Below are 26,416 nucleotides of genomic sequence, written 5' to 3'. Positions count from 1 at the left end.
AGCGTCAGGGGAGAGCCACCTCAGGGGAGAGTCACTTGATGCACAACATGGTTGTGCATAGAATGAGGGAAAAAGGTGCTGCCATGGCGGTGGAATTCAGGGATGAGTGGCTCGAGAGCTTCTACGAGCAAGATGTTGGCCACCGCAAGATACCTGCGGCGCTCTCAAGTTCGCTCTATCGCAAGTTGCAGATTCTCGATGCCGCAAGCCAGGAGTCTGATTTGAGGATTCCGCCAGGCAATCGTTTCGAGCATCTACAGGGCAATCTCGCAGGTTATTGCGCGATTCGCGTCAACAGGCAGTATCGGCTCATCTTTCGATGGGAGGCAGGGATTGCCCATCAAACATATCTAGACCCGCATGCTTACAAGGGCTAGAGGAGGTAGCAGTGATGAGAAATACCCAGCGGCGCCCACTGACGGTAGGCGAGATGTTGGCGGCAGAGTTTCTGGAGCCGATGGACATCGACATCCGCACCCTGGCCGAGGCGATGGGAGTGCACAGAAATACCCTGAGTCGTATCGTGCATGACAAGGGCACCTTGACGGCCCCGATGGCTATCAAGCTGGCGGCTGCGTTAGGCAATACGCCGGAGTTCTGGCTCAACATTCAGCATGCCGTGGAGCTCTGGGATGTGCGTCATCGTGCCTACGCGCAGGATGCCAAGGGCGTGCGTCGCATAACACCACAGGTCGATGCCGCCGAGCTTGCCTCGCATTGACGTCACGCGCGCTTCACGGCGAGAGATCGGAATGGCGTGAGGCCGAGAGTTGATGTCCAGTAACACAGAAAGCCCCAGCCTGAGGATCAGGCTGGGGCTTTCTGTCATTCAGGCTTCAGTCATTCTTCAGATCGTTTCGGCTTCACCTGAATCACCAGACAGACAGCGATCAGCACCATGCCGAGCCAGCCGAGCGGAGCGATATGTTCCCCGACGATGGTCACGGCGAGCAGCGCGGCGACCAGCGGTTCGAACAGTGTCAGCAGGGTGGCCTTGCTGGCGGCGACGGTCTTGAGGCCATAGCCGAAGGCGAGATAGCCGAGGAACATCGGCACCAACGCCATATAGAGCGCGACCGTCGTGTTGCCGGGCGTCGCGAACAGGCGCGGGTCTGCCACCAGCATGCTCACGCCCAGGCCTGCGATCAGCGCGATACCGGCAACACCGAATAGGCTGCCCATGGCCGCGCGGGCGTGGGTGCCGTGGTCCATCATGCGACGGGCGATCAGCGAATAGGCGGCGTAAGTGGTTCCGGCGATGATGCCCAGCACGATGCCGGCCAGACGTTGCCAGTCAGCGTCAGGCACGCTCCCTGACCCTGCCGCCATCGGGTCTCCAGCGGCGCTGACCGCGGCAATGTCCCCGCCATGAGTGGCCGTTTCGCCCATCGCCACCATCACCACACCGGCAATGCCCAGCGCGAGGCTGATGTACCAGCTCAGCGTGAGTCGGTGGTGGCCGAACAGGCGCTCGAGAATCGCCGCGGCCAGTGGCGCCGTGGCGATGGTGATCACCGTGCCGATGGCGACACCCGCCAGGTGCATGGAGGAATAGAAGGCCAGCGGGTAGATGACGACACACACAGCGCCAAGCAATACCCGGCCCTTCTGCGCCATCAACAGGCCCAGGCAGCCGATGATATTGGGCCGTGCGATCACTGCCTGAAGCAGGCCGCCGACGCCCATGGCGAAGGCGCCGGTCGCCAACGGACTGACATCCTGATTGAAGTGGGCCGCCGTGCCGGTGGTGCCCCACAGCAGCGCGGCAAACAGAACGGCCAAGCTACCCATGTCGGTCGACCTTGAAGAGGCCGCGATATCGGAGCGAGTGGTTGTCATGGTGATGTCCTTGCGTGTCTTGCCAATCCTGTGGCCGTTTTCAGTCGCGGCATGAGTCCTGGAGAAAGTGTGCTGAAACCACTTTCGGCCAGGTGATGCGTCACGCCAGCTGGCTGCCGCTCAGTGCGTCCAACGTGGCTTGCCACCAATTCCCTCATTACCCTCATTGCCGTCAGGCGTCGTGACGATGCCATGGCGGCGATCCTTGGTCGTTATCGCTCCACGATTCACGCTCACCCCAACAGGCCGTGTCGCCTTGTGTCTCAACCAGAGCGTCGGAGGCGGTGTCTGGCGTCGTCCAGGCCGCGAGGTCTGCCTGCGGGCTGGCCATCGACGCCTGCGTTGCCTGCGGACGCAGTTGCAGCATCAGGCAGGTCATGATCAGCACCATGCCGATGGCCCCCATCAGCGTGAACTGCTCGCCGACGACGATGACGGCCAGCAGGCCCGCCACCAGTGGCTCGAACATGGTCAGAACCGTCACCCGGCTGATGGGCACGCTGGCGAGCCCGCGCCCGAAGATGAGGCTGGCCAGCAGCATCGGGATCAGCGCCATGTAGATGGCGACCGCCGAATTCATCGGCGTGGCGAACAGGCGCGGATCGAGGAACAGGCAGCTGATGGCCAGGCCGATCAACAATACGACGCCGGCACAGCCGAACATCGCCCCCATGGCCGCGCGGCGATGGACGCCCAGCAGCATCATGCGTCTGGCAAGCAGCGAATAGGTGGCGTAGCTCGCGCCGGCCAGCACGCCCAGCCCGATACCGATGAGCTTGCGGCTCTCGCTGGCAACGCCGCTGGCAGTGGCGTGCGCCGCCGTATCTGCCAGACGTGTCTCGCCCATCGCCATCAGCCCCACGCCGGCCATGCCCAGTATCAGCGCCGCGTACCAGTGCGCACTGACGCGCTTGCGATCCAGCACATATTCCAGCACCGCCGCCGCCAACGGCGCCGTGGCGATGGTGATCACGGTGCCCATCGCGACGCCGGTGTATTCCATGGCCGAATAGAACGCTAGCGGGTAGACGATGATGAACAGCGCTGCCCACAGCACGAGATGCTTGTGGACCAGCAGGGCGGCCAGTTCCGCATGAAGGATTCGTCGCGACAGCACGGCCTGCAGAATGCCGCCAAAGCCCATGGCGAAGGCGCCGGTGGCCAACGGGCTGACATCCTGATTGAAGTGGGCGGCGGTGCCGGTCGTGCCCCATAGCAGGGCGGCCGTGAGGACGGAAAGGTTGCCGATCTGGCGTTCCAGCGCTGGGCGGAAGGGCGTCCGGGAGAAGGAGTGCTGCATGGTGGATGGCTCGCAATGAAGTGTGTCTCGGTGTGCACGAGATTACGCCTCATCGCGAGAATATATTGTGCTGAAACTACGCTCTGTTCTGCCAGGAGAAGCAAAACGTCATGGACCGCCAGAGTGCGGTGATTGACTGCCGGGTTCGGGGACTCAATCGGTCGTCCAGATGATCGAGTCAGTCGCTCATTCAGTCATTCGCGGGAGTGAGACTCGAATACTGGCGCGTCATCTCGCGCGGGGACTGGCCGAAGTAGCAGGAAAAGCGCCGTGAGAAGGCGGAAAGGTTTTGATAGCCGACGGCCTCGGCGACCTGCTGGACGCTGAGATCGGTATGGATCAACTGTGCCCGCGCGCGCTCCATGCGTCTCGCGGTCAGGTACTGCTTGACGCTGACGCCCAGATTGTCGCGGAACACCTTGTGAAACTGGGTCGGGCTCAGGTGGGCGAGCCTGGCCAGTGATGCTACGTCGTGGGGCTGCTCAAGCTGCGCATTCATGATGTCGAGCACTCTGAGTAGACGACGATCGACACGTTGATCACAGGTCTGCTTCTCCAACAGGCCGAGAAACAGCGCGATGGACAGCTGATTGATGTGCTTGTCGACCTCGCCCTGCAGCTGGGCTTCGAGAAACAGCAGGTAGTTCATCAGCAGGGTGCTGATTGAGAACACCACGCGTTGCGACGCCGCGAGATTGTCGGGCAGGTAGTCCAGGTCTGCCACGATGAAACGCGCGGCGTCCTTGGCATGAAACAGGTGTGACTCTCCTGGGCGAATGATGACGCACTCGCCGGTGACCACGGTGCCGTGATGGCTGCCGACCTGGATATCGAGATGGCCGCGGATCGGCAGCACCAGCTGGTGGTGGTCGTGGTCGTGAACCGTGGCCTGCGGGGTATAGGCGCGCAGCGAAAGCGTCGTCATGGTGCGGTGGCCTTCATCCGGCGGTCCAAGGGCAGCAAGCAGAGCAAAAGAAAAATGCAGGCCGTCAGCGGCTCAGCTCGATGTCGCGGGTCTGGCCACTGCCCACCTGCACCTGACTGAGAATCAGCGGGCTGCGTGTGCCGTCCGGCAACTGGATGACACCGGCGACATAGAAGGTGCCGGAGGGCAGGCCAGTGGCAGTGAAGTAGCCATTGCTGTCAGTGCGCACGAGGTGGGTGTAGGCCTGGGCACGGGGATCGGCACGAGACGCCGTCTTGCCTGCCAGCGCCAGTTCCGCCGCTTCTGCGGAGTAGGTGGTGACCGGCGCGATCGAGATGCCTGCCCGGTTGGCGTAGATCGTCTGGCCCTGCCAGTCGTAGGACATGCGGCCCTTGATCACCGAGGTGCCGGTCTTGTCGAGCTTGGCGTACTCCGCCTCCGGGAAGGCGACGCTACGCTGGACGCGCTGCTCATCCTGTTCGGTCCGGGAGGAGGAGCCGAAGTCCGGCAGTGAAATGCTGTCAGCCATGCGCGAGGCGCTTTCACACCCGGCAAGAACGGCGGTACACATGAGCAGAGCGAGCGGAGTACGCAAGTGACGAAGCATGGCGAGTCTTCCCTGAAGTCGTCGAATGGTGGGCAGCTCGTGAGCGAGTCGGTCTGGCGACACCGGCTGCCTTTGCCCCACATCCTACTGCGCCGAGCACAGTCAGGGAACTGCCAGCGAGCGCTAGGCAGGCGAGTGTGACTTTCGCGTCAGGCATCGGCATCCGCTGGTAACTTTCGCGGTTTCCACCGACTCTTGTAAGTAGGCCAACAGGACGCGTTTGCCTGTGGACTGACTGGGTTGCGCAAAGCATGACTCTGGAGTTGCTAAAAAAGGAACTCCTTGTTCATTATACGTTTGTCTATAACGTAACGGCGCTTGTTACCATGCTGTTCATCAAACCCTGTGCAAGGGCTGCTCAAGAGCTGTTCACAACCTCACAAGACTTGCCTGAGGGCTGTTCGAATGCAGCTCAGGTGGCAGTACCGCCTTGCGCACGCTGCGCAGGCGTCGGGTGAACCATTCATTGTCCGGGAGGGCCGCATGTCGACATCCCAGAGCGCTACTGATTCTTCACGTCGCCAACTATTGAAACTGGGGCTCGGTGGGGCAGGCATTGCCATGTTCGGCGGCCTGTCGCTTCAGGCCCTGGCCGAGATGGTCGATGACGAGCAACAGACGCAGGATGACAGTGCCTTCGCGACGTTCATGGCCCTGTCGCGCTGGCTGCTCAGCGACAAGACACTGGATGAGCGGCTGGGTCAGCGCTATTTCGAGGCGCTGGCGAGAATTCCGGCCGAGGGAGTGCCTGGCGTCGGCAGCTTGCCGGACCTCAAGACCCGCTTGCTGGCCCTGGGCGAGTCGCGAGAGTACCTGAAAAAGGAAGACCTGAGCGACGGCGAGATAGCGCTGGTGCGACGTCTTTTGCAGGCCTGGATGCTGGGCACGGTTGGCAAGTCGATTAGTGACCCTGCCGCCGAGGTCATCGCCTTCGAACGCGCTGGCATGTATGCGGGGCCGCGCGATGTGCAGGTGGTGCGTACCTATTGCCCCAATCGTCCGGGCTTCTGGGCAGAGGCACCCAAGGCCTGAGCGGCCACGCTTTTCCCCAGGCTTGCGCGTGGTGGATGGCCGGGCCTTGGCCCCGTGCCTGGACCTCGGCTTCTGACATCGCTTGCCTGCCAGACCTTTCAGGGGCGTCCTGACCGCCCCGTTGCTGTTACCCTTTTCCCGAGGAGAATCCTGCATGGCCGAGGAATCCCGTTCGTATGATGCCGACGTGATCGTGGTCGGGTCTGGTGTCGCCGGTGCCCTGATCGCACATCGCCTGGCCGAGGCCGGCAAGTCGGTCATCATGCTGGAAGCAGGCCCGCGCATGCAGCGCTGGCAGATTGTCGAGCGCTTCCGCAACCAGGCCAACAAGATGGACTTCATGGGGCCCTATCCTGCCAGCAAGGCAGCGCCCCATCCGATGCTCTACGGCGAGAATGCCGACTATCTGGTGCAGAAGGGCGAGCAGCCCTATGACGCCCAGTATATCCGCGCCGTCGGCGGTACTACCTGGCATTGGGCGGCCTCGGCCTGGCGCTTCCTGCCCAGCGATTTCCGTCTCAAGAGCGAGTATGGCGTCGGGCGCGACTGGCCGATCGGCTATGACGATCTGGAAGACTATTACTTCCGGGCCGAGGTGGCGCTGGGTGTCTGGGGGCCGAATGATGTCGATCTCGGCAGCCCGCGCAGCGCCGAGTATCCGATGGCGCCTCTGCCGCTGTCGTGGAACGAGCGGCGGGTTAGCGAGCGCATCAATCCCCACGGCTTCGACATGGTCACCGAGCCGGTGGCGCGCAACAGCCGCCCCTATGATGACCGGCCGACCTGCTGCGGCAACAACAACTGCATGCCCATCTGTCCGATCGGGGCGATGTATTCCGGCATCATCCATGTCGAGAAGGCGGAGCGCGCCGGTGCCCGGCTGATCGACAATGCCATCGTGCATCACCTGGAAAGCGATGCCAGCGGCAAGATTCGTGAAGTGCGCTATCTGGACCCCGACGGCAAGCAGCATCGCCTGAGTGCGGCGCGGGTGGTGCTGGCGGCCAATGGTATCGAGACGCCCAAGCTGATGCAGATGTCGGTCAATGCCCATACCCCCGATGGGGTGGGTAACCAGAACGACATGGTCGGCCGGCATCTTATGGACCATCCCGGCACCGGGGTGAGCTTTCTGGCCGATGAGCCGCTGTGGGCTGGGCGAGGCCCTCAGGAGATGACCTCGATCATCACCTGGCGCGACGGCGACTTCCGCAAGGACTTCGCGTCCAAGAAGCTGCATCTGTCCAATATTGCCCGCACGCAGCAGATGACCACGGAGGTGCTGTCGGAAACACCGCTCAGGCTCGGCGCGGAACTGCAGGCACAGATCGATAACCGCGCCAGCCGTTATGTGCAGTTCGACAGCTTCCACGAGCTGTTGCCGGAAGCTGCCAATCGCATCACGCCGTCAAAAAAACGTGACGCCCTCGGCCTGCCGCGCCCGGAATTCCGTTATGCTATCGATGATTACGTCAAACGCAGCGCCGCGCATACCCGTGAACAATATGCGCGTATCGCTCAGTTGATGGGAGGCACCGACATCGCGTTTCGTGATGAGTACTCCAACAACCAGCATATCTGCGGTACGACCCTGATGGGAGACAACCCCAAAGACTCCGTGGTGGATCGCGATTGCCGAGTGCATGGCCATGACAATCTGTTTGTCGCCAGCTCCGGCAGCATGCCCACCGTCGGGTCGGTCAATTGCACCCTGACCATCGCGGCGTTGTCTCTGCGTATTGCCGATCTGCTCGAACAGGAAATATAAGCATGGTTCCGCACGTCCGTACTGCTGGCACCCGTGATGCCATTGATGAGAAAGGTCGTGGTGCCCGCCCGATCCTTCGCCCCGCACGCCTGACTCGTGCCGTCCGTCTGGCCGCCATTGCGGGTACCAGCGCCTTGTTGCTCAGTGCCTGTGGCAGCGGCGAGGACGAGCACGCCAGGCAGGTGGAAGCCGACAAGGCCGCCACCCATGACCCCGCGCTGATCGAGAAGGGGCTGTATATGGCGCGCGCCAGTGATTGCGCGGCCTGTCACAGCACCGAGGACGGCGATGAATATGCCGGTGGCCTCGGCTTCGAGACCCCGGTGGGCGAGATCTACGCCACCAACATCACCCCGGATACCGAGCACGGCATCGGCAACTACACCCTCGAGGAGTACACCCGTGTGCTGCGCGAGGGTGAAGCCGCTGATGGCCACAACCTCTATCCGGCGATGCCGTTTCCGTCCTATGCCCGTCTGACGGATGAGGACATCAAGGCGCTCTACGCCTGGAACATGCATGACGTGACGCCGAGCAGCACGCCCAACCGCGAAAGCGAGATTCCGTTCCCACTCAACATGCGTTGGCCGATGGCGCTGTGGGAAGAGATCTTCTCGCCGCTGGAGCCGTGGCAGGATGACCCCGAGAAGAGCGCCGACTGGAACCGTGGCGCCTATCTCGTCCAGGGGCCGGGCCACTGTGGCAGCTGTCATACCGAGCGCGGCGTCGCCTTCCAGGAGAAGGCACTGACCGGTGAGGAAGAAGGCTATCTGGGTGGGGCGATGATCGAAGGCTGGCGCGCCTTCAATCTGACACCTGATCACAAGGACGGATTGGGCAGCTGGAGCGAGCAGGATATCCAGACCTATCTGGCGACCGGCAACCTCAAGGGCAAGGCGCAGGCTGGCGGCCCGATGGCGGATGTGGTCGAGCACTCAATGCGTCACATGAGTGAAGATGATCTGCGCGCCATCGCGGTCTATCTGAAGTCGATTCCGGCGGTGGATGGCAAGGGCGAGCAGGGCGAGGCGGTCAATGATGGCGATCGCGAGGCCGAAAGCGAGCCGCAGGTCGCCACACGCTTCAATCAGGGTGCACCGGCCGATGACGTGCTGTTGCTGCGCGGTCAGCCGCTGGACAAGCGCCCCGATGATGAAGACCTGATCGGTCAGCTGACCGACGCCACGCCGGGTGTGCGTCTGTATCTTGGCCACTGCGCCATGTGCCACGGCGCGGATGGCGCCGGCACTCAGGATGGCTACTACCCGTCCCTGTTCCACAACAGCGTGACCGGCAGTGTCTATCCGGACAATCTGGCTCAGGCGATCCTCAATGGCGTGCAGCGTGAGAACAATGGCCACAGTGTCTTCATGCCGGCTTTCGATGACAGCCTGACCGACGATGAGCTGATCAACCTGATGGACTATCTCGAGAATCGCTTCGGGGAAGGTCATCAGTCCGAAGCGCTGGCATCGCCCGACACGCGTCGTCAGCAGCTGAGCGACAAGCTCGAGGACTGGCGCAAGCACTGAGTCCAGGCACTGATGTCTCTGCTGACAGGCCTGAACAAGTGCTTTGTAACCGCGAAAAAGACAGTCCATGAAAACGGGCTGTCTTTTCCGTGACCTGCGCCATGGCGCCGAGAGTGTGGTTGCCGTGTGCGTTCAGTGCCGTCTCATCCAGCGCACAGTCTCATCCAGCGCACAGTTTCATCCGAGACTGGATCATCCGTGACTGGCGATGTCACACAGTTGGGGTAATATTGCCCCATGCAGGACCTCCGATTCACATTCATCCCGCTCGGGTTGCGCTCAAATGCAGCACAAACTGAAGAACTGCGGTAGAATGTGCGCCCAGACTTTAGCTCTTTATCAATTATTCGAGGCAACATAGCAGTATGACCGACGCTAATCTTGACGACCAGCTTGCATCCCTGTTTCAGGAGCAGGACACCAAGCAGGACCAGAACGCCCGCATCAAGGAGCTGGAGCGTCAGCTGCGTGAAGCCAGCAAGGAAGCCGACAAGCTCCGTAATGCCCGTGACAAGGCAAAGAAGGAAGTCGAAGACCTGCGTGCTCGCAACGAACGCCTGAGCGAGAAAGCCGCAGCTTCTGACAAGCACCGCAAGCAGGTCGAACACGAATTCAACCAGAAGCTGGTGCAGTACAAGGCACGTCTGGCACGCGAACAGGCCATCGCCCAGTCTCGCATGATGCCGATGGGCGCAGCCGTCGAGGAAGCGACCGAAGAAGCCGACGCGGCCTCTCTGGAAGACCTCGGCCTCAACGCTGCCGCCATCCGTGCCCTGACTGACGCTGGCTATGACGACGTCGCCAAGGTTCGCAAGGCTCACGCTGATGGCGTGATCTCTGAAGTCAAGGGCATCGGCCCGAAGGCTCAGTCCCAGATCGCTGAAGCCCTCGACGCCTGATCGTTGCCGTTGATCGAAAAAACCCGCCAATCGGCGGGTTTTTTTGTGTCTGTGATTTGCCCTGTGGCAGGCGTGACTGGTGGGGCTACTGCCGGGTCTGCTTCTGAAGATCAGGCCAGCTGACCGCGGCCTGCTGCTCACCCAGCCAGTCCTTGAGGGCGGTGCGCATATCGGCGCTCGGGATCGAGCGCCCATTCAGCGCATGTACCACCCTGGGCAGGCTCGGTGCCTCACCGGCATCCGCCGGCCAGGCCTGCTTGAGCGTGAAGGCAAGCTTCATCGGCTCCTCGCCATGCAGGCTCTGCTGCATGCGGGCGTGCTCAACGGCCAGCGACTCGAGCTCGGCCTCAAGGCTCGCATCCTCGATATCGGCGCGACTCACCAGCAGCATGCGCGGCAGGTCGAGCATGTCGGCGCGTGGCAGCCAGTCCTTGGACAGCGGATGCAAGGCCACCAGACGCGTCGCGTCATCGCCGTTGAGGAAGGCAGCGTGCATCTTGCGGCTGTTGATCAGCGCCTGGGGCGCATCCCCGACATATTCATCGCCTTCGAGCTCTTCCAGCGAGCGCGGGCTGACCAGCTGCATGCTGGAGCCGACCTTGACCTCGACCCATTGCTTCAAGGCCAGATGCGAGCGTGCATCGTCATCGCTCATCACCACTCGCACTGCACGCGTGGTGTCATTGAGGAAGCGGATCAGCAGCTCCTGCGGCTCGAACAACTCGGTGTAGCGGATCAGCTCGTCACGCGCGACCAGGCTGACATCGTCGAGATCCGCGCCATCCAGCACTCGCAGTGACATGCCGCCTTCGGCCAGTGCCTTGAGCATCTGCGGTGTCAGGTAGGCGGCGTCGAGGCTACCGTCGCTCAGCCCTTGCTCCACGGCCTCGTGGCTCGAGAACTGCTTGAGCATCAGCGGGCTGCTCAGTTGGTCATCGAGGGTGCCCTCGGCTTCGAGCATCACGGCGGGACTTACGCTGACACCGCCATCGGCAGGCATGCCGATCTCCAGCGCGCTGGCGTGCTGGGCGAGGGTCAGGCTGGCAGTGGTGAGCGACAGGGTGGCGAACATGCGCGCCAGACGCGGGCGAGATATCGGTAGCGATATTGTAAGACAGGACAGCGCAGGGGAAAGCAGGGACATCTGGCACTCCGGCAACGGTAACAGGGTGATGGCGTACGGCAGCAATGACAGCGCTCGCGCGTGGGCGCCAATGGTAGCCGTTTGGCCTGTGGGTGTCAGGCACGGCGCGGCGTCATGTCTCACCTCGCCGCCATGCCCGCCATCATGCAGCGCGATTGCGGACATGAAAAAGCCCCGCCTCCGAAAGGAGGCGGGGCTTTTGGTGATTGCCAGCACGTCTCGTATCAATCAAGAGGCGTCTGACTGACAGGGCGAACGGCCCAGCTCACGGCTGTGAGCGTGCCACCGGGGCTTCACCGGTCGCGGCATCCGGCTCCGGCGTGGCCACTACACCATCGCGGCGTGCGAAGTGATCGACCCACAGCGCGATCACGCCATCGCCGGTGACGTTGGTGGCGGTGCCGAAGCTGTCCTGGGCTAGATACAGCGCGATCATCAGGCCAAGTTCCGCCTCGCCGAAGCCAAGCATGCTGCCCAGCACGCCAAGCGCCGCCATCACCGCGCCGCCCGGTGCTCCGGGCGCGGCGATCATGGTCAGGCCCAGCATGATCAGAAACGGAATCACTTCGCCGAGGCTTGCGAGTGCCAGGTTGTGGCTCATCATCATCACGGCGGTGGCACAGGTGACGATGGTGATGGTGGAACCGGACAGGTGGATGGTGGCGCACAGCGGCACGCTGAAGTTGGCCACTTCATCGCTGACGCCGTTGGCCTTGGTCTGACGCAGGCTGACCGGAATGGTCGCCGCCGACGACATGGTACCCAGCGCCGTCAGGTAGGCTGGCAGCATGTTGCGCAGGAGGCCCAGCGGAGAACGACGCTGGATCAGGCCGGTGATCAGGTAGGCCGTGCTCAGCCAGATCCAGTGCATCACGATCGCCAGCACCAGCACCTTCCAGAAGGTATCTAGAGTCGATAGCGCCTTGCCCTCGTAGGCCATCTCGGCAAAGGTGCCGGCGATGAACAGGGGCAGCAGCGGGATGATGACGCGATTGAGGAACACCTCGACCACTTCACGCGATTCGAAGACGGCGCTTTTCAGGGTCGGCAGTTCGCGGCGGCTGATGACCACGCCGAACACGAAGGCCAGCACCAGGGCCGTCATCACCGGCAGTGCCGCGGGGATTTCGAGATCGAGAAAGGGAGTCAGGGCATCGCGGCCTTCAGCGACCGGCGCCATGCCGGACAGCATGCCGGGCAGCAGGTTGCTGGCCACCAGAAAGGCGAAGATGCCGGCCAGAATCGTCGACCCGTAGGCCATGCCGACGGTACGACCCAGCATGGCGCCGGAATTCTTCGGCAGCGACGCGATGCCGCTCATGACGTAGAACAGGATGATCAACGGGATGGTGAAGTTGATCAGCTGGCCGATGATGACCTTGGCGGTCAGCGCGGCACGTACGAGGGCATCCGGGGCCATCAGGCCGATCAGCAGGCCGGCAATGATGCCGAGGATAAGTTTGACGATGAGCTTCATGTGGATCTCGAGGGTTTGACGGGTTCTTGCCCCGATAACGGGTCGTGAATCGCGTACCACGTCGGCGACGCACCGAAATGGCGCGCAGAGTTTACCTGAATTGCGCCACCATTTCAGGCGCCTGGCCAGCTGCCGTGGCATGGGGTGTGAATGCCCATGACTCGACGTGCTGACCAGGCGCCATCTCAGGCTCTCAGCCGTTCATCGCTTCGCTTTCATCACTTTCGCGCTTTCTCTCCTTCGCGCCTCGCTTGCCCACCCAGCGCTTCGCTTGCGCTCTCGTCTCACTGTCTTGATCTCACTGTCCTGATCTCACTGTGTTGAAGAGGCCGAGCGACGCTGCTTCACACCATGATGCACCAGTGCCACTGCTGCCAGTGCCAGCCCGAACAGCGACATGCCCTGCCAGCCATACACGCTCATCATCTTGACGCCGATGGCGGAACCGGCTGCCGCACCGAGGTAGTAGCACAGCATGTAGACGGCGTTCATGCGGCTCTGGGCCTTGGGGTCGATCGAGAACACGCGTACCTGGTTGGGAATCTGGGCCGCGAAGACGCCCAGGTCCAGCAGGATGATGCCGACGATCAGTCCGGCCAGGCTGTCACCCCAGAGGCCGAGCACCGCGAAGGACGCCGCCACCATCACCAGGGCGAAGCTGATCAGGCGCCCCGCGCCGACACGATTGACCAGCCGGCCCGCCGCCTTGGCACCGAAGATGCCTGCCAGCCCGATGATGCCGAACAGTCCCGCCTGCTGGACGCTGTAGTCAAACGGCGCATCGGTGACGTGAATGGCCAGCGTCGCCCACATGGCATTGAAGGCCGCGAACCACAGCGCGCCGGTCAGCGCGGATTCTCGCAGCAGGGCATGTTGCTTGAACAGCGTGCCCATCGAGGCGATCAGTCTGGGGTAGGCCATCTGCACGGCTGGCGCACGGCTGGGCAGGTGGCGATGCAGCAGCACACCGATGATGACGGTGATGATGGCGGCGACCAGGAAGACGCTGCGCCAGCCCCAGTATTCACCGATGCTGCCGCTCAGGGTGCGTGACAGCAGTATGCCGATGGTCAGCCCCGTCATCAGGGTGGCGATGTTCTTGCCGCGGGCCTCGGGGGTGGACAGCGAGGCGGTCAGCGGAATCAGCTGCTGGGTGATGTTGGCGCCCAGCCCGGCCACGAAGCTTGCCAGCAACAGCGGCCAGAAGCTGGGGGCCAGGAAGATGCCCAGTGAGGCCAGTGCCAGGGTGATGGACAGATTGCGGATCAGCTGGCGCCTGTCCATGGTGTCGCCCAGCGGCGAGATCAGCAGGATGGCGGCGGCGTAGCCGAATTGGGTTGCGGAGGGAATCAGGCCGACCATGCCATGGCTCACACCCAGTGAGCTGGCCATCTCTGCCAGCAGCGGCTGGTTGTAGTACAGATTGGCGGCGGTCGCGGCGACCGCGATCGCCATCAGCAACAGCAAGCCGCGGCCAATGGCGGGCGTACTGTCGGCGTCTGGTACCGATGTCGGCGTGTCAGTGCCTGCCTGGACAGTATCTGTTCGCGCAGTGCCCGAAGGGAAAGTGCTCGAAGGGGAAGTGCCTGTCACTAGCGTGTCCTCATGTTCGTGCTGCCAGTCGTGGCAGCGGTGTTTCATGAGAGGCAGAGTAGGCAGTGTTCACCTATAAGAGAAATGTTGTTGTTTGATATGTTTGATGCTGATCCGGTATGGATGCTGTCCTCTATTCTGGCCGCGCGACACTGTCGCGTTCCACCAGTCTCGGGGCCAGTTGGGTCTGGCCCGGGAAAGGAGTGCCCTCCAGGCGCGCGATCAGCTGATCGACTGCCGTGGTGCCCAGCGTATAGATCGGCTGGCGGATGGTGGTCAGCGCGGGTGAGAGGTAGGCACTGATCTCGATATCGTCGTAGCCGATGATCGAGAGTTGCTGCGGTACTTCAATGCCCAGGTCCTGGGCGGCGCGCAGACAGCCCAGCGCCAGCAGGTCATTGAAGGCGAAGATGGCATCGGGCCTGTCGGCCGGATTGGCCAGCAGCAGGTGGGCCGCGCGATGACCGTCGGCCAGCATCAATTGGGTCGCGATCTGCCAGTCCTCCGGTACGCCCAGGCCGGCAGCCTTGAGTGCCCCGAGTGCTCCGCTCAGGCGTTCTCGGGAACGGGCATGATCACGAGGCCCGGTCAGCAGGGCGATGCGCTCGATCCCGCGGCCCAGCAGATGCTCAATGGCAAGCCTGCCCCCCAGGCGTGAATCATCATTGACCACCGTCATGTCCCAGCCCGGCTGGGGCTCGGCGTCCATCATCACCGTGGGCAGCGGCAGGGCGCTGAGCGCCTCGAGAAAGCCGGCACCGTTCTCGGCAGTCATCACCACCAGGCCATCGATGCGGCGGTCCCGCAGCGTCTCGAGATAGCTGAGCTGCTTGGCATCGATATCGTCGCTGTTGCACAGAATCAGGCTGTAGCCCGCCTGGTAGCAGCGGTCCTCGACGCCGCGGATCACTTCGGCGAAGAAGGGGTTGTGCGCGCTGGTGACGATCATCCCCAGGGTGCGACTGCGGTTGGATTTCAGCGCGCGGGCGACGCTGTCCGGTCGATAGCCGAGCGCGGCGATCGATTCGCGTACCCGGGCCTCGGTCGCTCTGGCCACCGGGCGGGTGGCATTCACGACATGCGACACCGTGGTCACCGAAACCCCGGCGTGTGCCGCCACATCCTTGAGTCGAATCACTTTTCTATCCCTGGTGGTGAGCCTGATGGTGAAAGTCGAGCGGGCGTCACTGGCCCTGCGAGTCGAGCAAGATACGCCCTTGATGGAAAGACGCAAAAGACGGAAAAACGCCGGCCAGTGGCCGGCGTCCTGTTTCGCGATGCAGGCGGCGTGAGCCGTGGGATCGCTTATTCGGTGATCAGCTTGAGCGGCACCGAGATGGTCTTCTCGACGTCTTCGCCCTTGAGCAGCTTGTCGGCGGTGTCGACGCCGAGGCTACCGATCAATGCCGGTTGCTGGGCGACGGTGGCATCCATCTTGCCGGCCTGCACGGCCTTGATGCCTTCATCGGTGCCATCGAAGCCGACCAGCAGGATGTCCTTGCCGGCGGCCTGCAGGGCACGCTGCGCCCCGAGCGCCATTTCATCGTTCTGGGCAAAGACGGCATTCACGCCCGGATGCGCCTGCAGCAAGTTCTCCATCACGTTCAGGCCCTGGGTACGGTTGAAGTTGGCCGGCTGGGTGGCGACCAGGCTGAGGCCTGACTGACCGTCGATGGCCTTCATGAAGCCCTCACCGCGATCACGCGTGGCCGAGGCGCCGGCGACGCCTTCCAGCTGCACGATCTCGCCCTTGCCTGCGAGTTTCTCGGCGATGAAATTGCCCGCCAGTTCGCCACCGGCGACGTTGTCGGAGGCGACGTGCGCCGCGACACGACCGCCATTGGCGCTGCGATCCAGTGTCACTACCGGCACATCACGGCCATTGGCGGTGCGCACGCTGGAGACCACGGCATCGGAGTCGGTCGGATTGATCAGCAGCAGATCGACACCGCGGGACAGGGCGTCCTCGACGTTGGACAGCTCACGCGCGGCGTCATCGCCGGAATCCAGCACGATCAGTTCGTGGCCCAGTTCCTCGGCCTTGTCCTTGGCACCCTGCTGGAGGCTGACGAAGAACGGGTTGTTCAGCGTCGAGACCACCAGCGCGATCTTGTCGGCCATGGCGGATTGTACCGGCATCATGCTCAGGCCTGCGGCAGTGATGGCGGTCGTCAGCGTGGAGGTGAGCAGTTTTTTCATGGCGATGGTCCTTTCGTTGTTGTCGGCGACCCGCTGGAGGGCCCCCGTGGTTGGCGCACGGGGGCGAGGGTCTTCGATGCTGCCGGGAATGAAACCGTGTCGTGTCTTACTTACTTGCTCTTCTATTTCTGCGCGCGGCTGTCGATCAGTACCGCGAGCAGTATGACGGCGCCCTTGGCGATCATCTGGTAGTAGCTGGAAACGCCCATGATGTTCAGCGCATTGTTGAGCACGCCGATCACCAGTGCCCCGATCAAGGTGCCGAAGATGCGCCCACGGCCACCCATCAGGCTGGTGCCGCCGATGACGACCGCCGCGATGGCGTCCAGCTCATAGCCGGTACCGGCATTCGGCTGTGCCGAGCCCAGACGCGCGGCGAGGATGGCACCGGCCAGTGCCGCGAAGGCACCCGCGATGGCATAGACGCTGATCTTGATGCGATTGACGTTGATGCCGGACAGGCGCGCGACCTTCTCACCACCGCCGACCGCATAGACGTGACGCCCGAAGCGGGTGTGATGCAGCACGCCCCAGCACAGCACGTAGACGAAGAACATCATGTAGATCGGGATCGGCACGCCGAGCCAGTAGCCGCCGCCCAGATTCCAGAAGCTGTCGGCGGCCTCGCTGACGCCGATGGAAACCGGACGGCCATCGGTGTAGACGAGCGTGGCACCGCGCAGCACCGTCATCGCCACCAGCGTGACGATGAAGGCCTGGATACGACCGAAGGCGACGAACAGACCGGAAATGGCGCCCAGGCCGGCACCGGCGATGATGGTGCCCGGTACGCTCAACCAGGGGGAGAGACCGGCGGCGGTCATCGAGGCCGCGAAGGCCCCGGTCAGCGCCAGTACCGCACCGACGGACAGATCGATGCCCGCGGTGAGAATGACGAAGGTCACGCCCATGGCGATGATGGCATTGATGCTGGTCTGGCGGAGCACGTTGAGCAGGTTGTCAGACGACAGGAAGTTGTCGGACAGGCCGGCACTCACGGCGATCAGCAGGGCCAGCGCGATCAGTGCCTTGTTGTCGACCAGCAGGCGCATGACGTCGAGGCGGCGGCCGCTGGCGGCAGAGGAAGAAGGAGTAGACATCAGTTCGGCATCTCGTGGCGGGAAGCGGAGGAATCGGGGGTAGAAGACGGGCGGACGGTATCGCGTGATGCTGCGCTGGACATTGATGTGCCATTCGCGGCGTCGTTGCCACTGCTCAGGGGGCTCTCGAGGCCCGAGGCCGCGGTCATGATCGCTTCCTGGGTCGCGTTCTCACGGCTGAATTCGCCGGAGATTCGCCCATCGGCGACCACCAGAATGCGATCGGCCAGACCCAGCAGTTCGGGCATCTCGGAGGAGATCAGCAGCACGCACTTGCCCTGGCGCTTGAGTTCATTGATCAGCAGGTAGATCTCGCGCTTGGCGCCGACATCCACGCCACGGGTCGGTTCGTCGAGAATCACCAGCTCCGGCGCCGGCATCAGTGCCTTGGCCAGCGACACCTTCTGCTGGTTGCCGCCGGACAGGGTATCGACCGGCTGGTCGGTATTGCTGACCTTGATCTGCATGCTCTTGACGAAGCTTTCGACGGCGGCGGCTTCCTCGCCATGGCGAATGCGCCCGAACGCGCCACAGAAGCTCGGCAGGGCGCTCAACGACATGTTGCTGGCCACCGAGTGGGCCAGAATCAGGCCCGCCTGCTTGCGATCTTCCGGCACATACACCAGGCCCGCGGCCAATGCCTCGGCCGGCGAGGAAAACCGCACCGGCTGACCATGCAGCTGCACGCTGCCGGCGCTGATGCGGGTATCGCCGCACAGGGCGCGGGCCAGTTCGGTGCGCCCGGCGCCCATCAGGCCGCCAAAGCCGAGCACTTCTCCGCGGCGTGCCGAGAAGCTGATGCCCTTGACGCCCGGCGCCTCGAGATCCTTCACCTCGAGCATCACTTCGCCATCAGGGCTGGCGGGCGTGTAAGGGTAGCGTTCTGCCAGCTCGCGACCGACCATCAGGCGGATCAAGCCATCTTCATCCAGCTCTGCCGTCGGTCCCTGGTGGATCATCTGGCCATCGCGCAGCACGGCGACTTCATCGCACATGCTGAATATCTCGTTCAGGCGATGGGTGATCAACACCAGCGAGCGACCTTCCGCGCGCAGCTCGGCCACGACCTCGGCGAGAATCTCGGTCTCGATGTCGGTCAGCGCATCGGTGGGCTCATCCATGATGATGATCTCGGCGTCCAGCGACAGGGCGCGGGCGATCTCGACCATCTGCTGCTGACCGATACTCAGCTCGCTGACGGCGGTGCGGGAGTCCAGCGATTGGCGCAGGCGATCCAGCAGCTGGCGGGCATCACGATGCAAGCGCTTCCAGTCGACGGTGCCGATTGCCGTACGCGGTTCGCGGCCGAGGAAGATGTTCTCGCCGGCGGACAGGCCCGGCACCAGATTGAGTTCCTGGTGGATGATGGCGATGCGAGAGTCCATCGCCTGGCGCGGGGTGGTGAAGACCACTTCCTCGTCACGCAGCCACAGCGTGCCGGCATCATAGCGATAGACGCCGGAGAGAATCTTCATCAGCGTCGACTTGCCGGCGCCATTCTCGCCGGCCAGCGCATGCACGCGCCCCGCGCGCAGGGTCAGGTCGACACCCTTGAGCACGCTGACCCCGGAGAAGCCCTTGTCGATGCCCTTGAGTGCCATCAGCACCCGCGGTTGTGCATGGCTCTGCATCAGAAGGGCACTCCACAGTGCAGGATCACGTTGGCGTACGGCGTGCACTCGCCCGTGCGCACGATGACGCTCGCCTCGGGCAGCGCCGCCTTCAAGGCTTCATGACTGAGCTGCTGGCGGGTAATCGGTGCCATGGACAGGCGGTCCAGGGTGTCCAGACGTTCGACGATGGCGTCATGGAAGGAGGGGCTCTTGACCGGCAGCTCCTCGGCCAGGGTCGTGGCCTCGATGCACAGCTCGGCCAGCAGGGCGTCCAGCACCGGCAGCATGGCGGGCAGGCCGGGAATCACCGCGAGATCGACACAGGGCACGCCCTCGGGAATCGGCAGGCCGGCGTCGGCGATCACCACAGTGTGGGTATGGCCGAGACGGGCGAGGTGGCCACTGAGAGGTCCGTTCAAGATGCCGTGTCGTTTCACGTCGCAGTCCTTGGGTAAAGCAGGAATGAGTCGATCCAGTGTCTGAATCCGCTGGTTCACAATGGCGCCAATTATGAACCGCAAACGTTTGCGGTGCGGTAAGCGATACGTCGTAGGCGCTGTAGGGTGACTACCTTTCTGTAGTCTGAGGTCGAGCGCGGGGTGCGCTCGGGGAGGGGCAAATCAAAGGTGATCGAAAAGGAGACGATCGAAAAAGAAGGTGATCGAAAGATGAAGGTGCTCACATAGAAAACATCTGAACAAGAAATCCCTCAAGTTCACGAATCCTGTGCCGATAGCCCCAACACTCAGACAGACAAATACGCCCGGTATGCGTGCTTTTTCGCCTGATGGCGGTCCAGCGGGCATGTGAGAATACCTTCACCCTATCGAGAGGTGCATATGGCGACGATTTCATCGCTGGGGATTGGCTCTGGGCTCGACCTCAACAGTCTGCTGACGGATCTGGAAACGGCAGAGCGTCAGAAGCTCACGCCAATCGAGAATCAGCAGGCAAGTTACGAGGCCGAGCTGTCGGCCTGGGGCACGATTCAAAGTCGCCTGGAATCGCTGGATACCGCCGCCGCGGCGCTGGCCGATGCCGAGACCTATGCCGGCATGACGACCACCGCCAGTGGCTCGGGTGTCAGTGCCACGGCAACCTCGGAAGTGAGTGCGGGCAGTTATTCGGTGGCTGTCACCCAACTGGCGCAGGCGCAGAGTCTGGCGACGGCTGGGCAGGCGAGTCGTGATGAGGCCATCGGTGATGGCACCGCGACCACGCTGACGCTGTCATTGGGCACGCTGGCCAGTGATGGCAGCTATACGGCGGACGCCGAGCGCAGTGCCAGCATCGTCATCGACGAGAGCAACAACACCCTGGAAGGCATTCGCGATGCCATCAATGAGGCGGGCCTCGGGGTCACGGCCTCGATCGTCAATGATGGCTCCGACACGCCGTATCGCCTGGTGATGACCTCGGATGAGACGGGCAACGAGGCGGTGATGAGCCTCTCGACCAGTGGCGAGGTGGCAGAACTCGATAGCCTGCTCAGCCATGATCCGGCGAGCTACGCCACGACGGGCAGTGACCCGGCTGCCGGCGGGATGGAGCAAGTCGTCGCGGCGCGCAATGCCGAGTTCAGCGTCAATGGCATCAGCATGCAAGCCACCTCCAATGTGATCGATGATGCCGTGGACGGGCTGTCCCTGACCCTGAGCGAGACGAACACGATAGCCAGCGTGGTCACCGTCAAGGAGAACGTCGAGTCGGTCAGCAAGGCGATGCAGACCTTCGTCAATGCCTACAACGATCTCCAGGACACCATCGACAATTACACCGCCTTCAATGCCGATGAAGGGACGGCGGGGGAATTGCTGGGCGATTCGACGCTGCGCACCATCGAGAGTCGCCTGACCTCGGCGCTGAATTTCACCAGTGAGGGCGATTTCTATGCGCTCTCCTCGCTGGGGGTGAGCCGTACCAACGATGGCAAGCTCGAATTCGACAGCGCCGTGATCGAGGCGGCCGACAGTGAGCAGCTGGCGGCGATGTCGGGGTTCTTCATCTCCGATGATGAGGCGGGCACCAGCGGCTTCGCCAGCCAGATGTCCAGTCTGCTGGAAGAGGTGGTCGGGGAAGATGGCACGCTGGAAAGCACGACGGAGGGCATCGAGGGGTCGCTTGAAAGTCTCGCCAGTCAGTATGAGCAGACCGAAGACACCATCGAGGCCACCATCGAGCGTTATCGGGAACAGTTCACGGAACTCGACATCCTGGTGGCCAACCTGACTTCCACCAGTGACTACCTGACCAGTCAGCTGGAAACGCTGGAAAACAGCTGGGACATGACGGGCTGATCGGGGGGCTGAGACCCTGAGACATTGATCACTTACCCAGGCCTAGGCCATCCGTTTGCGAGATTCGATGCGTCCGGCAATGCCCGCTGTCGAGTCGGCATGCCGATGACGGCTCCATATCTGACAGAGATACTGACAAACGCCATGAACAAGGGAACCCAATCACCATGAGTCGCTATCGTGGCGCCAATGCCTATGCCCGTGTCGGCGTGGAATCCGGTGTGCTTTCCGCCAGCCCACACCAGTTGATCGTGATGTTGTTCGAGGGAGCGGACCGCGCGCTGGCTGCGGCGCGTCTGCAGATGGAGGCCGGCGACGTGGTCGCCAAGGGACAGTCGCTGGCCAAGGCGACCAGCATCGTCACCGAAGGTCTGCGTGCCTGCCTGGACCATGAGCAGGGCAACGAGGTCGCGACCAATCTTGATCGCATGTATGACTACATCGCGCGCCTGATCATGCAGGCCAACCTGGGCAACAGCCCGGAAAAGCTCGACGAGGCGCGTCGTCTGCTCAACGAGCTGGGAGACGCCTGGCGTCAGATTGCCGTACACGACAAGGGAATGGGCTGACCATGGACAGCAATGCACTGCTCGCCGATGACACCTTCAAGCAATGCGATGAGCTGCTGGAGCAGATGAATGCCATGTTGCGCTCAGCACGTCTGGGTGACTGGCCCGCGGTACTTGGCGGGCAGGCCAGCTATATCGAGAAGATGCAGCAGCTGCGCATGCCGCGAGGTGGCAACGCCGAGACGCGCAAAGCGCTCGAACAACGCCTGCGTACGCTGACCACACTGGAGTCAGAGCTGACCGTCCAGCTCAAGGCGCGCCAGAGCCAGTTGCAGGAAGTGCTCGGGGACGTGAGTACGCGCCGCAAGCTGGCACGCAGCTATGGCCAGAATAGTTGTACTCAGGGCAGCTACGGTCAGAACAGCTGAGGCCAGAATAGCCAGGGCCAATCAGGGAAGTCACGATCACGACGGCTATTATCACGGCGGCTACGATCACTGCTGATACGGACAAGGCAGCAAGAGTCTTGATCGCACGCGCCGTGAGTCGAGTCTCCAGGACGTCGCGCATGACTGTCTGGCGGCCTCCTTGGCAATGAGGATTGCACGACATGAGCGGCATCAATCCCTTGATCGATAGTCTGCTCCATCAGGTGTTGGGGAGGGCGGCACAACGCCCGCCGCCGGCGGACTCCGGTGTTGTCTTCCCGACCTCCGCTCTCCAGTCGCGTCAGGGGCTGGGGGCGGAAGACGCCAAGGGCAGTGGCGGCCAGAGTGGCACCAATCTGCTCTTCCAGACAGGCGCGGGAACTGGAATAGGAGCAGGCGCAAGGCCTGCGGCCCCTTCATTGGATGCTGGCGCAGCGTTGCAGACAGCCTCGCAAGCCTCCACTTCTCCAACCGGCGTCCCCGCGTCACCTTCCTCTTTCCTCCCACCGTCCGGTGCTTCCGTCGAACTGACGACACAGACACAGACGATGTCACGTCTGCTCGATGCCCTGTCGCAGCTGGTGGCCAGCGGCTCCGCATCTGCGCGGGTCGGGTTGGCGCTGCCGGAGGGGCAGTCGCTTGTTTCTCTGCTGGTGCGTGGCCAGCCCTTGCCCGGTATTCTGGCCCCCATGGCATTGTCCAGCGCATCACTTCTGAGTCTGTCGGCGGCCTTGAGTCAGCAGATCCACCAGAGTGGGCTTTTCTATGAAGCCGATCTGCTCGCCTGGGTCGAGAATCGCCTGGGCTTGGCCGACCTCGCCGGCCATCCGCAGCTCGCCAATGCCAGATTGGAGGCTCTGTTGGCCTGGCGGCAATGGCCGGTGCTGGCGGAGGCGCGCTTCATCCCCTGGGAAGCGGCACGCGAGGACGCCTTTGTCTGGCGCCTGCGAGACATGCGAGCAGAGCTGCGCCGAGAGGCACGCGCAGGCATCGTTCGCCCGAGCGGTGACAGCTTATTGCCGCCGGATGGCATTGACGCGGCCCGACAGGGCGCGGGTTCCCGTGAAGCCAGTGCGTTGAGCGCCTATCGCGCCAACATGCAATTGGGCGTCGTACAACCTGCCGCCTCTGACGCGTTTCGCTCTGCGTATGATTCGGGCTCCCAGGTCAGCGGGCTGGTACAGCAACAGCTGTTGTTGATACTGGGTCAGCCCTTGCTTTGGCAGGGCCTGTTGATGCCCGGTCTGCATGTCTTCTTCAGCCTCTATTTCCCTGGGCCGCCTTATCGGCATCGCACGCGGGATGAGGAGGAGCGACGTGCAGCGTCATTGGCCGTGACACCCGTGGCTGAGCAGGACGCCACACCCGACAGTCGTCGCAGTGATCACGGCGAGGCTCAGCAGTGGAAGATGTCGCTGACATTGGTGGCGGGCTACGGCGATAGTGATAGTGAGGAGGGTAACGATCGCAAGCCACAGGTGGCTTCCGAGTCGGAGGATCTTGCCGCCAAGGGCAGTGCGGAGCAGGGCGAAGAGAAGATTCAAGCCCCAGTCAGTGCGGAAAGTGGGGATGGTGAACATGAAGATGTTGAGAAAAGCAGGAGCCGTGAGAGCCGTGATGCTGCCGTGCGGGCAACGCTTGCAGTGAAACTGACCTGGTATCAGCTCGATGCGCCTGTGGCGTTGGTGGTCGAGATAGAGCGACTGACGCAACCTGCCAGCAACGCAGGCCAGCGTGATACGGCCCTGCGCGAGATGCAGCATGCGCTGGCGCAGGGCCTGGCCGGGATAGCGCCCAGGGTCCACGTACGCCACGTCGATGCCGTGCGTGACCATGAGGCGCCCGCGCTTTCTGATGGCATATCTGTCGATGCCCCCCGGGCCACGGCAGGGCAAGCGACGGATTTCATGCATACCCAAGGGGAGAGACTAGGGCTGCGTATCCAGCAGCGGGCCAATTCGCTGGGGCTGAGCGTGCATGAAATGCCCGAACTGGTCGAAATGCTGGCTACCGGCTTGCCGGCACGCAAGGAATTGCCCACAGCCTTGATGCAGGTCGTCGTCAAGATCGCCGAGCTATGGGCAGAGAGACATCGCTCATAGAGGAAGTCTTGCGAATAAATCCTCACGTGTCCTGTCCTGCAGGATGATGTTACATCCTTGTACGATTCTTGCTCATTGAGCCCTGGCGAATATTTTTTTGGCATGCCTGGGCGCGGCGTCAGAGGGAGTGTGAAATGACACCTCAGGCGGCACGCCATATGGCATGATATTGAAAAATATAATTTATTTATAATATTCAAATAAATCGCGACTCAATTGTACTGCTTGCGTGGAGACGGTAATGAAACTCCGCCGAGACTTGCCCTCAAGATACGCCCCGATCCTGCATGCTGTTTGTGCCAGGAGCCTTAGGTGCAGTGCTTTATCCTGGTGAAGCGCAGAGAAACGCCCATTTTATGTGAGCTGCTGGCGGATCTTCTTGCTGCGTTGAAATAGCAGATACCCCAGCCTGGACAAGTCCTGACATCGTCTTGTCTCTCGCCTTTATGAATGGCTAATTTGCTGCCTGTTGTCGACCCGTTCGAGACGATTGCTCGATATTGTACAAGGTATGCTCTGGTGGCCAAGAAAGGGGCAGGGCTGCCTTTCACGAAAATGCAACACACTGTGCGCACCATCCGTTTGCTATTGCTTTGTATGACAAATCTGGTGCATCGTGATTATGCAAGTCGTCTTGAAGACAAGATTGAGGGCTTTTCTGGCGCAGATTGCTGCCATTTCGGCTGCTTGATGCAGATTTTGTGCATATAGCGTAGCGGTATGTAAAAAAATGTTGATGAAGAGTCTGGTCCATTACTTGATTAAGTATTAGACTTGCCATCTTAAAGTGGGTGGCTCATTTGGTCATGATGCCTCTAGCCCGCTCGGCGCCATTGGTCCGGCGCCGTTGAGTATTTCGTTTCATTACATCAAAACCATAAGGAATGACGGTCGAGCGCCAGGGTTGGCGGTAGCTCGGGACGATCAGACCACTCAGGGAATCATGATGTCCTCACTGCTCAATGATATACAGAGTGTCAATCTGTCGTATCTTCTGCTTGTGCAGCGCTTGTTGGTCGAAGATACGGAAATGGCGCTGGTGCGCCTGGGTCTCGATCAAGAGATGGCAGATCTATTGTCTGGCATGAGCGTCAGTCAGCTGGTGTCGTTGTCGTCCTGCAATCAACTGTTGTGCGAGCTGGCGTTGGACGATGCCTCGCAGCTGAAGGGGGTATTGCAGGGTGGACGCGACCAGGATTTCAGCGCGATGCACACTGCCATGCTGCTGAATGCGCGCCAGAACGATGCTGGACTTCGCCAGGGAGGAGTCAGCGGATGACCCAGAAAAGTCTCGTCGATGAGCTGCAACAGCTGCAGTTGGCAGTAGAGTTGATCGAACTGGGGGCGCGCTTGCAGGTGCTCGAGACGGAAACGGAGATCAGCCGCGCGCGTCTGGTCAAGCTGTACAAGGAAGTTCGGGGCGTCTCGCCGCCCAAGGGCATGCTGCCGTTTTCCACCGACTGGTTCATGACCTGGCAGCCCAATCTGCATGCATCGCTGTTCCACGGTTTCTATCGTCGACTCAAGGCGCAGGGCGCGTCGCGCATGAATGCCTTCGTCAAGGCGTACCGCTTCTATCTGGAGCATGTCGGCGAGGACGAGCCGGTGCTGGCGCTTACGCGCGCCTGGACGCTGGTACGTTTCTTCGAAAGTGACCTGCTGGAAGTGGCTAGCTGCAAGACCTGCAGTGGCCATTTCGTGGTGCACGCCCATACTCCATCACACGATTACGTGTGTGGCATCTGCCAGCCGCCATCGCGAGCCGGCAAGACGGCAGCCCGCCGCAAGGCCAGAGAAGAGCTGGCATTGGAGCAGTCGGCAGCCGTCGCTAGCCTCGGCTGATAGCTGTCTCGTGTCAGTGAAGGCGCCAGGATTGCGCCAGGCGAACGAGCAAGACGAGCGTGCCAAGATCAGAAGGCTTGCCCATCCCCGGGCAAGCCTTCTTGCGTTGTGCCGCAGTGATCTGACGTCTGTCTCATTGCTGACTGTTTGACCATGGCACTTTGGACAACGACTGTTTCGACCATGGCTCATTCGGCCATTGTGCTTTCC

Annotated in this window: 24 protein-coding genes; 12 read left to right on the top strand and 12 right to left on the bottom strand. The window is 62.1% G+C overall.

Annotated features, from left to right (window positions below):
• The first annotated feature begins 83 nt into the window (after positions 1 to 83).
• Both F8A90_RS09515 and F8A90_RS09510 read left to right on the top strand, forming a co-directional pair.
• Positions 84 to 377, top strand: a complete 294-nt coding sequence (locus F8A90_RS09515) for a type II toxin-antitoxin system RelE/ParE family toxin (RefSeq protein ID WP_200016831.1) — start codon at positions 84 to 86, stop codon at positions 375 to 377.
• 14 nt (positions 378 to 391) lie between these two features.
• The gene (locus tag F8A90_RS09510; protein WP_166018152.1) at positions 392 to 721 is read left to right on the top strand and encodes a HigA family addiction module antitoxin; all 330 of its coding nucleotides are present in this window, start codon (positions 392 to 394) and stop codon (positions 719 to 721) included.
• A 119-nt stretch (positions 722 to 840) separates the two neighbouring features.
• Here F8A90_RS09510 and F8A90_RS09505 read toward each other — a convergent pair whose 3' ends face one another.
• The 4 genes from F8A90_RS09505 to F8A90_RS09490 form a co-directional block, all read right to left on the bottom strand.
• Positions 841 to 1,839: a DMT family transporter gene (locus F8A90_RS09505; protein ID WP_200016830.1), complete on the bottom strand. Its 999-nt coding sequence runs from the start codon at positions 1,837 to 1,839 to the stop codon at positions 841 to 843.
• Positions 1,840 to 2,011: 172 nt separating this feature from the next.
• Positions 2,012 to 3,139 (bottom strand): DMT family transporter, encoded by a 1,128-nt coding sequence (locus tag F8A90_RS09500; protein ID WP_200016829.1) that lies wholly within the window; start codon positions 3,137 to 3,139, stop codon positions 2,012 to 2,014.
• A gap of 190 nt (positions 3,140 to 3,329) precedes the next feature.
• Positions 3,330 to 4,064, bottom strand: coding sequence for an AraC family transcriptional regulator (locus F8A90_RS09495; RefSeq protein ID WP_200016828.1), 735 nt, complete (start codon positions 4,062 to 4,064; stop codon positions 3,330 to 3,332).
• Positions 4,065 to 4,128: 64 nt separating this feature from the next.
• A complete protein-coding gene (locus tag F8A90_RS09490) occupies positions 4,129 to 4,593 on the bottom strand; it encodes a carboxypeptidase regulatory-like domain-containing protein (RefSeq protein ID WP_200016827.1) in 465 nt (154 codons plus the stop codon).
• 561 nt (positions 4,594 to 5,154) lie between these two features.
• Here F8A90_RS09490 and F8A90_RS09485 point away from each other — a divergent pair.
• From F8A90_RS09485 to F8A90_RS09470, 4 genes are all read left to right on the top strand, one after another.
• Entirely contained in the window at positions 5,155 to 5,703 is a 549-nt protein-coding gene (locus F8A90_RS09485) for a sugar dehydrogenase complex small subunit (protein WP_200016826.1), read from the top strand.
• 154 nt (positions 5,704 to 5,857) lie between these two features.
• The gene (locus F8A90_RS09480) at positions 5,858 to 7,471 is read left to right on the top strand and encodes a GMC family oxidoreductase (RefSeq protein WP_200016825.1); all 1,614 of its coding nucleotides are present in this window, start codon (positions 5,858 to 5,860) and stop codon (positions 7,469 to 7,471) included.
• A 2-nt stretch (positions 7,472 to 7,473) separates the two neighbouring features.
• Positions 7,474 to 9,003 (top strand): c-type cytochrome, encoded by a 1,530-nt coding sequence (locus F8A90_RS09475; RefSeq protein ID WP_200016824.1) that lies wholly within the window; start codon positions 7,474 to 7,476, stop codon positions 9,001 to 9,003.
• Between the two features lie 365 nt (positions 9,004 to 9,368).
• A complete protein-coding gene (locus F8A90_RS09470) occupies positions 9,369 to 9,902 on the top strand; it encodes a hypothetical protein (protein ID WP_054556587.1) in 534 nt (177 codons plus the stop codon).
• An 85-nt stretch (positions 9,903 to 9,987) separates the two neighbouring features.
• Here the strand turns inward: F8A90_RS09470 and F8A90_RS09465 are convergent, their stop codons facing one another.
• The 8 genes from F8A90_RS09465 to rbsD form a co-directional block, all read right to left on the bottom strand.
• The gene (locus tag F8A90_RS09465; protein WP_200016823.1) at positions 9,988 to 11,046 is read right to left on the bottom strand and encodes a hypothetical protein; all 1,059 of its coding nucleotides are present in this window, start codon (positions 11,044 to 11,046) and stop codon (positions 9,988 to 9,990) included.
• 265 nt (positions 11,047 to 11,311) lie between these two features.
• Positions 11,312 to 12,523 carry a dicarboxylate/amino acid:cation symporter gene (locus F8A90_RS09460; protein WP_054556589.1) on the bottom strand — a complete coding sequence of 404 codons (1,212 nt, stop codon included), beginning with the start codon at positions 12,521 to 12,523 and terminating at the stop codon, positions 11,312 to 11,314.
• Between the two features lie 312 nt (positions 12,524 to 12,835).
• A complete protein-coding gene (locus F8A90_RS09455) occupies positions 12,836 to 13,978 on the bottom strand; it encodes an MFS transporter (protein ID WP_200016822.1) in 1,143 nt (380 codons plus the stop codon).
• Positions 13,979 to 14,249: 271 nt separating this feature from the next.
• A complete protein-coding gene (locus F8A90_RS09450) occupies positions 14,250 to 15,254 on the bottom strand; it encodes a LacI family DNA-binding transcriptional regulator (RefSeq protein ID WP_200016821.1) in 1,005 nt (334 codons plus the stop codon).
• 167 nt (positions 15,255 to 15,421) lie between these two features.
• Entirely contained in the window at positions 15,422 to 16,315 is an 894-nt protein-coding gene (gene rbsB / locus F8A90_RS09445) for a ribose ABC transporter substrate-binding protein RbsB (RefSeq protein WP_200016820.1), read from the bottom strand.
• A gap of 122 nt (positions 16,316 to 16,437) precedes the next feature.
• Positions 16,438 to 17,415 carry a ribose ABC transporter permease gene (gene rbsC, locus F8A90_RS09440; RefSeq protein ID WP_107334720.1) on the bottom strand — a complete coding sequence of 326 codons (978 nt, stop codon included), beginning with the start codon at positions 17,413 to 17,415 and terminating at the stop codon, positions 16,438 to 16,440.
• Positions 17,415 to 19,046, bottom strand: a complete 1,632-nt coding sequence (locus F8A90_RS09435) for a sugar ABC transporter ATP-binding protein (RefSeq protein ID WP_200016819.1) — start codon at positions 19,044 to 19,046, stop codon at positions 17,415 to 17,417. Before F8A90_RS09435 ends, rbsC begins: the two co-directional genes overlap by 1 nt.
• Complete coding sequence (gene rbsD / locus F8A90_RS09430) at positions 19,046 to 19,465, bottom strand: D-ribose pyranase (protein WP_200016818.1); 420 nt, start codon at positions 19,463 to 19,465, stop codon at positions 19,046 to 19,048. The genes F8A90_RS09435 and rbsD overlap by 1 nt, the downstream gene beginning before the upstream one ends.
• A gap of 402 nt (positions 19,466 to 19,867) precedes the next feature.
• Between rbsD and fliD the strand changes: the two genes are divergently transcribed.
• The 6 genes from fliD to flhC all read left to right on the top strand — a co-directional run bounded on the left by fliD (position 19,868) and on the right by flhC (position 26,206).
• The gene (fliD, locus tag F8A90_RS09425) at positions 19,868 to 21,325 is read left to right on the top strand and encodes a flagellar filament capping protein FliD (protein WP_200016817.1); all 1,458 of its coding nucleotides are present in this window, start codon (positions 19,868 to 19,870) and stop codon (positions 21,323 to 21,325) included.
• Positions 21,326 to 21,492: 167 nt separating this feature from the next.
• On the top strand, positions 21,493 to 21,894 hold the full coding sequence (gene fliS, locus F8A90_RS09420; RefSeq protein WP_200016816.1) for a flagellar export chaperone FliS: 402 nt from the start codon (positions 21,493 to 21,495) through the stop codon (positions 21,892 to 21,894).
• 2 nt (positions 21,895 to 21,896) lie between these two features.
• The gene (locus tag F8A90_RS09415; protein ID WP_200016815.1) at positions 21,897 to 22,262 is read left to right on the top strand and encodes a flagellar protein FliT; all 366 of its coding nucleotides are present in this window, start codon (positions 21,897 to 21,899) and stop codon (positions 22,260 to 22,262) included.
• Positions 22,263 to 22,444: 182 nt separating this feature from the next.
• Positions 22,445 to 24,364 (top strand): hypothetical protein, encoded by a 1,920-nt coding sequence (locus F8A90_RS09410; protein WP_200016814.1) that lies wholly within the window; start codon positions 22,445 to 22,447, stop codon positions 24,362 to 24,364.
• A gap of 946 nt (positions 24,365 to 25,310) precedes the next feature.
• Positions 25,311 to 25,643, top strand: coding sequence for a flagellar transcriptional regulator FlhD (gene flhD / locus F8A90_RS09405; RefSeq protein ID WP_166018115.1), 333 nt, complete (start codon positions 25,311 to 25,313; stop codon positions 25,641 to 25,643).
• Positions 25,640 to 26,206: a flagellar transcriptional regulator FlhC gene (gene flhC / locus F8A90_RS09400; RefSeq protein WP_054556600.1), complete on the top strand. Its 567-nt coding sequence runs from the start codon at positions 25,640 to 25,642 to the stop codon at positions 26,204 to 26,206. Before flhD ends, flhC begins: the two co-directional genes overlap by 4 nt.
• Positions 26,207 to 26,416 lie beyond the last annotated feature (210 nt).

Source organism: Cobetia sp. cqz5-12 (assembly GCF_016495405.1).
In the GTDB taxonomy this organism is placed as follows: Bacteria; Pseudomonadota; Gammaproteobacteria; order Pseudomonadales; family Halomonadaceae; genus Cobetia.
This window is presented reverse-complemented; position numbering and strand designations above follow the sequence as displayed.

Coding starts and splice junctions, on each gene's coding strand:
- F8A90_RS09515 (WP_200016831.1), top strand. CDS start 84: ATGGCGGTGGAATTCAGGGATGAGTGGCTCGAGAGCTTCTACGAGCAA.
- F8A90_RS09500 (WP_200016829.1), bottom strand. CDS start 3,139: ATGCAGCACTCCTTCTCCCGGACGCCCTTCCGCCCAGCGCTGGAACGC.
- F8A90_RS09460 (WP_054556589.1), bottom strand. CDS start 12,523: ATGAAGCTCATCGTCAAACTTATCCTCGGCATCATTGCCGGCCTGCTG.
- flhC (WP_054556600.1), top strand. CDS start 25,640: ATGACCCAGAAAAGTCTCGTCGATGAGCTGCAACAGCTGCAGTTGGCA.
- fliS (WP_200016816.1), top strand. CDS start 21,493: ATGAGTCGCTATCGTGGCGCCAATGCCTATGCCCGTGTCGGCGTGGAA.
- F8A90_RS09485 (WP_200016826.1), top strand. CDS start 5,155: ATGTCGACATCCCAGAGCGCTACTGATTCTTCACGTCGCCAACTATTG.
- F8A90_RS09510 (WP_166018152.1), top strand. CDS start 392: ATGAGAAATACCCAGCGGCGCCCACTGACGGTAGGCGAGATGTTGGCG.
- F8A90_RS09495 (WP_200016828.1), bottom strand. CDS start 4,064: ATGACGACGCTTTCGCTGCGCGCCTATACCCCGCAGGCCACGGTTCAC.
- F8A90_RS09475 (WP_200016824.1), top strand. CDS start 7,474: ATGGTTCCGCACGTCCGTACTGCTGGCACCCGTGATGCCATTGATGAG.
- F8A90_RS09465 (WP_200016823.1), bottom strand. CDS start 11,046: ATGTCCCTGCTTTCCCCTGCGCTGTCCTGTCTTACAATATCGCTACCG.
- F8A90_RS09410 (WP_200016814.1), top strand. CDS start 22,445: ATGAGCGGCATCAATCCCTTGATCGATAGTCTGCTCCATCAGGTGTTG.
- rbsC (WP_107334720.1), bottom strand. CDS start 17,415: ATGTCTACTCCTTCTTCCTCTGCCGCCAGCGGCCGCCGCCTCGACGTC.
- fliD (WP_200016817.1), top strand. CDS start 19,868: ATGGCGACGATTTCATCGCTGGGGATTGGCTCTGGGCTCGACCTCAAC.
- rbsB (WP_200016820.1), bottom strand. CDS start 16,315: ATGAAAAAACTGCTCACCTCCACGCTGACGACCGCCATCACTGCCGCA.
- F8A90_RS09470 (WP_054556587.1), top strand. CDS start 9,369: ATGACCGACGCTAATCTTGACGACCAGCTTGCATCCCTGTTTCAGGAG.
- F8A90_RS09455 (WP_200016822.1), bottom strand. CDS start 13,978: ATGGCGATCGCGGTCGCCGCGACCGCCGCCAATCTGTACTACAACCAG.
- F8A90_RS09435 (WP_200016819.1), bottom strand. CDS start 19,046: ATGCAGAGCCATGCACAACCGCGGGTGCTGATGGCACTCAAGGGCATC.
- F8A90_RS09505 (WP_200016830.1), bottom strand. CDS start 1,839: ATGACAACCACTCGCTCCGATATCGCGGCCTCTTCAAGGTCGACCGAC.
- F8A90_RS09415 (WP_200016815.1), top strand. CDS start 21,897: ATGGACAGCAATGCACTGCTCGCCGATGACACCTTCAAGCAATGCGAT.
- flhD (WP_166018115.1), top strand. CDS start 25,311: ATGTCCTCACTGCTCAATGATATACAGAGTGTCAATCTGTCGTATCTT.
- F8A90_RS09480 (WP_200016825.1), top strand. CDS start 5,858: ATGGCCGAGGAATCCCGTTCGTATGATGCCGACGTGATCGTGGTCGGG.
- F8A90_RS09490 (WP_200016827.1), bottom strand. CDS start 4,593: ATGGCTGACAGCATTTCACTGCCGGACTTCGGCTCCTCCTCCCGGACC.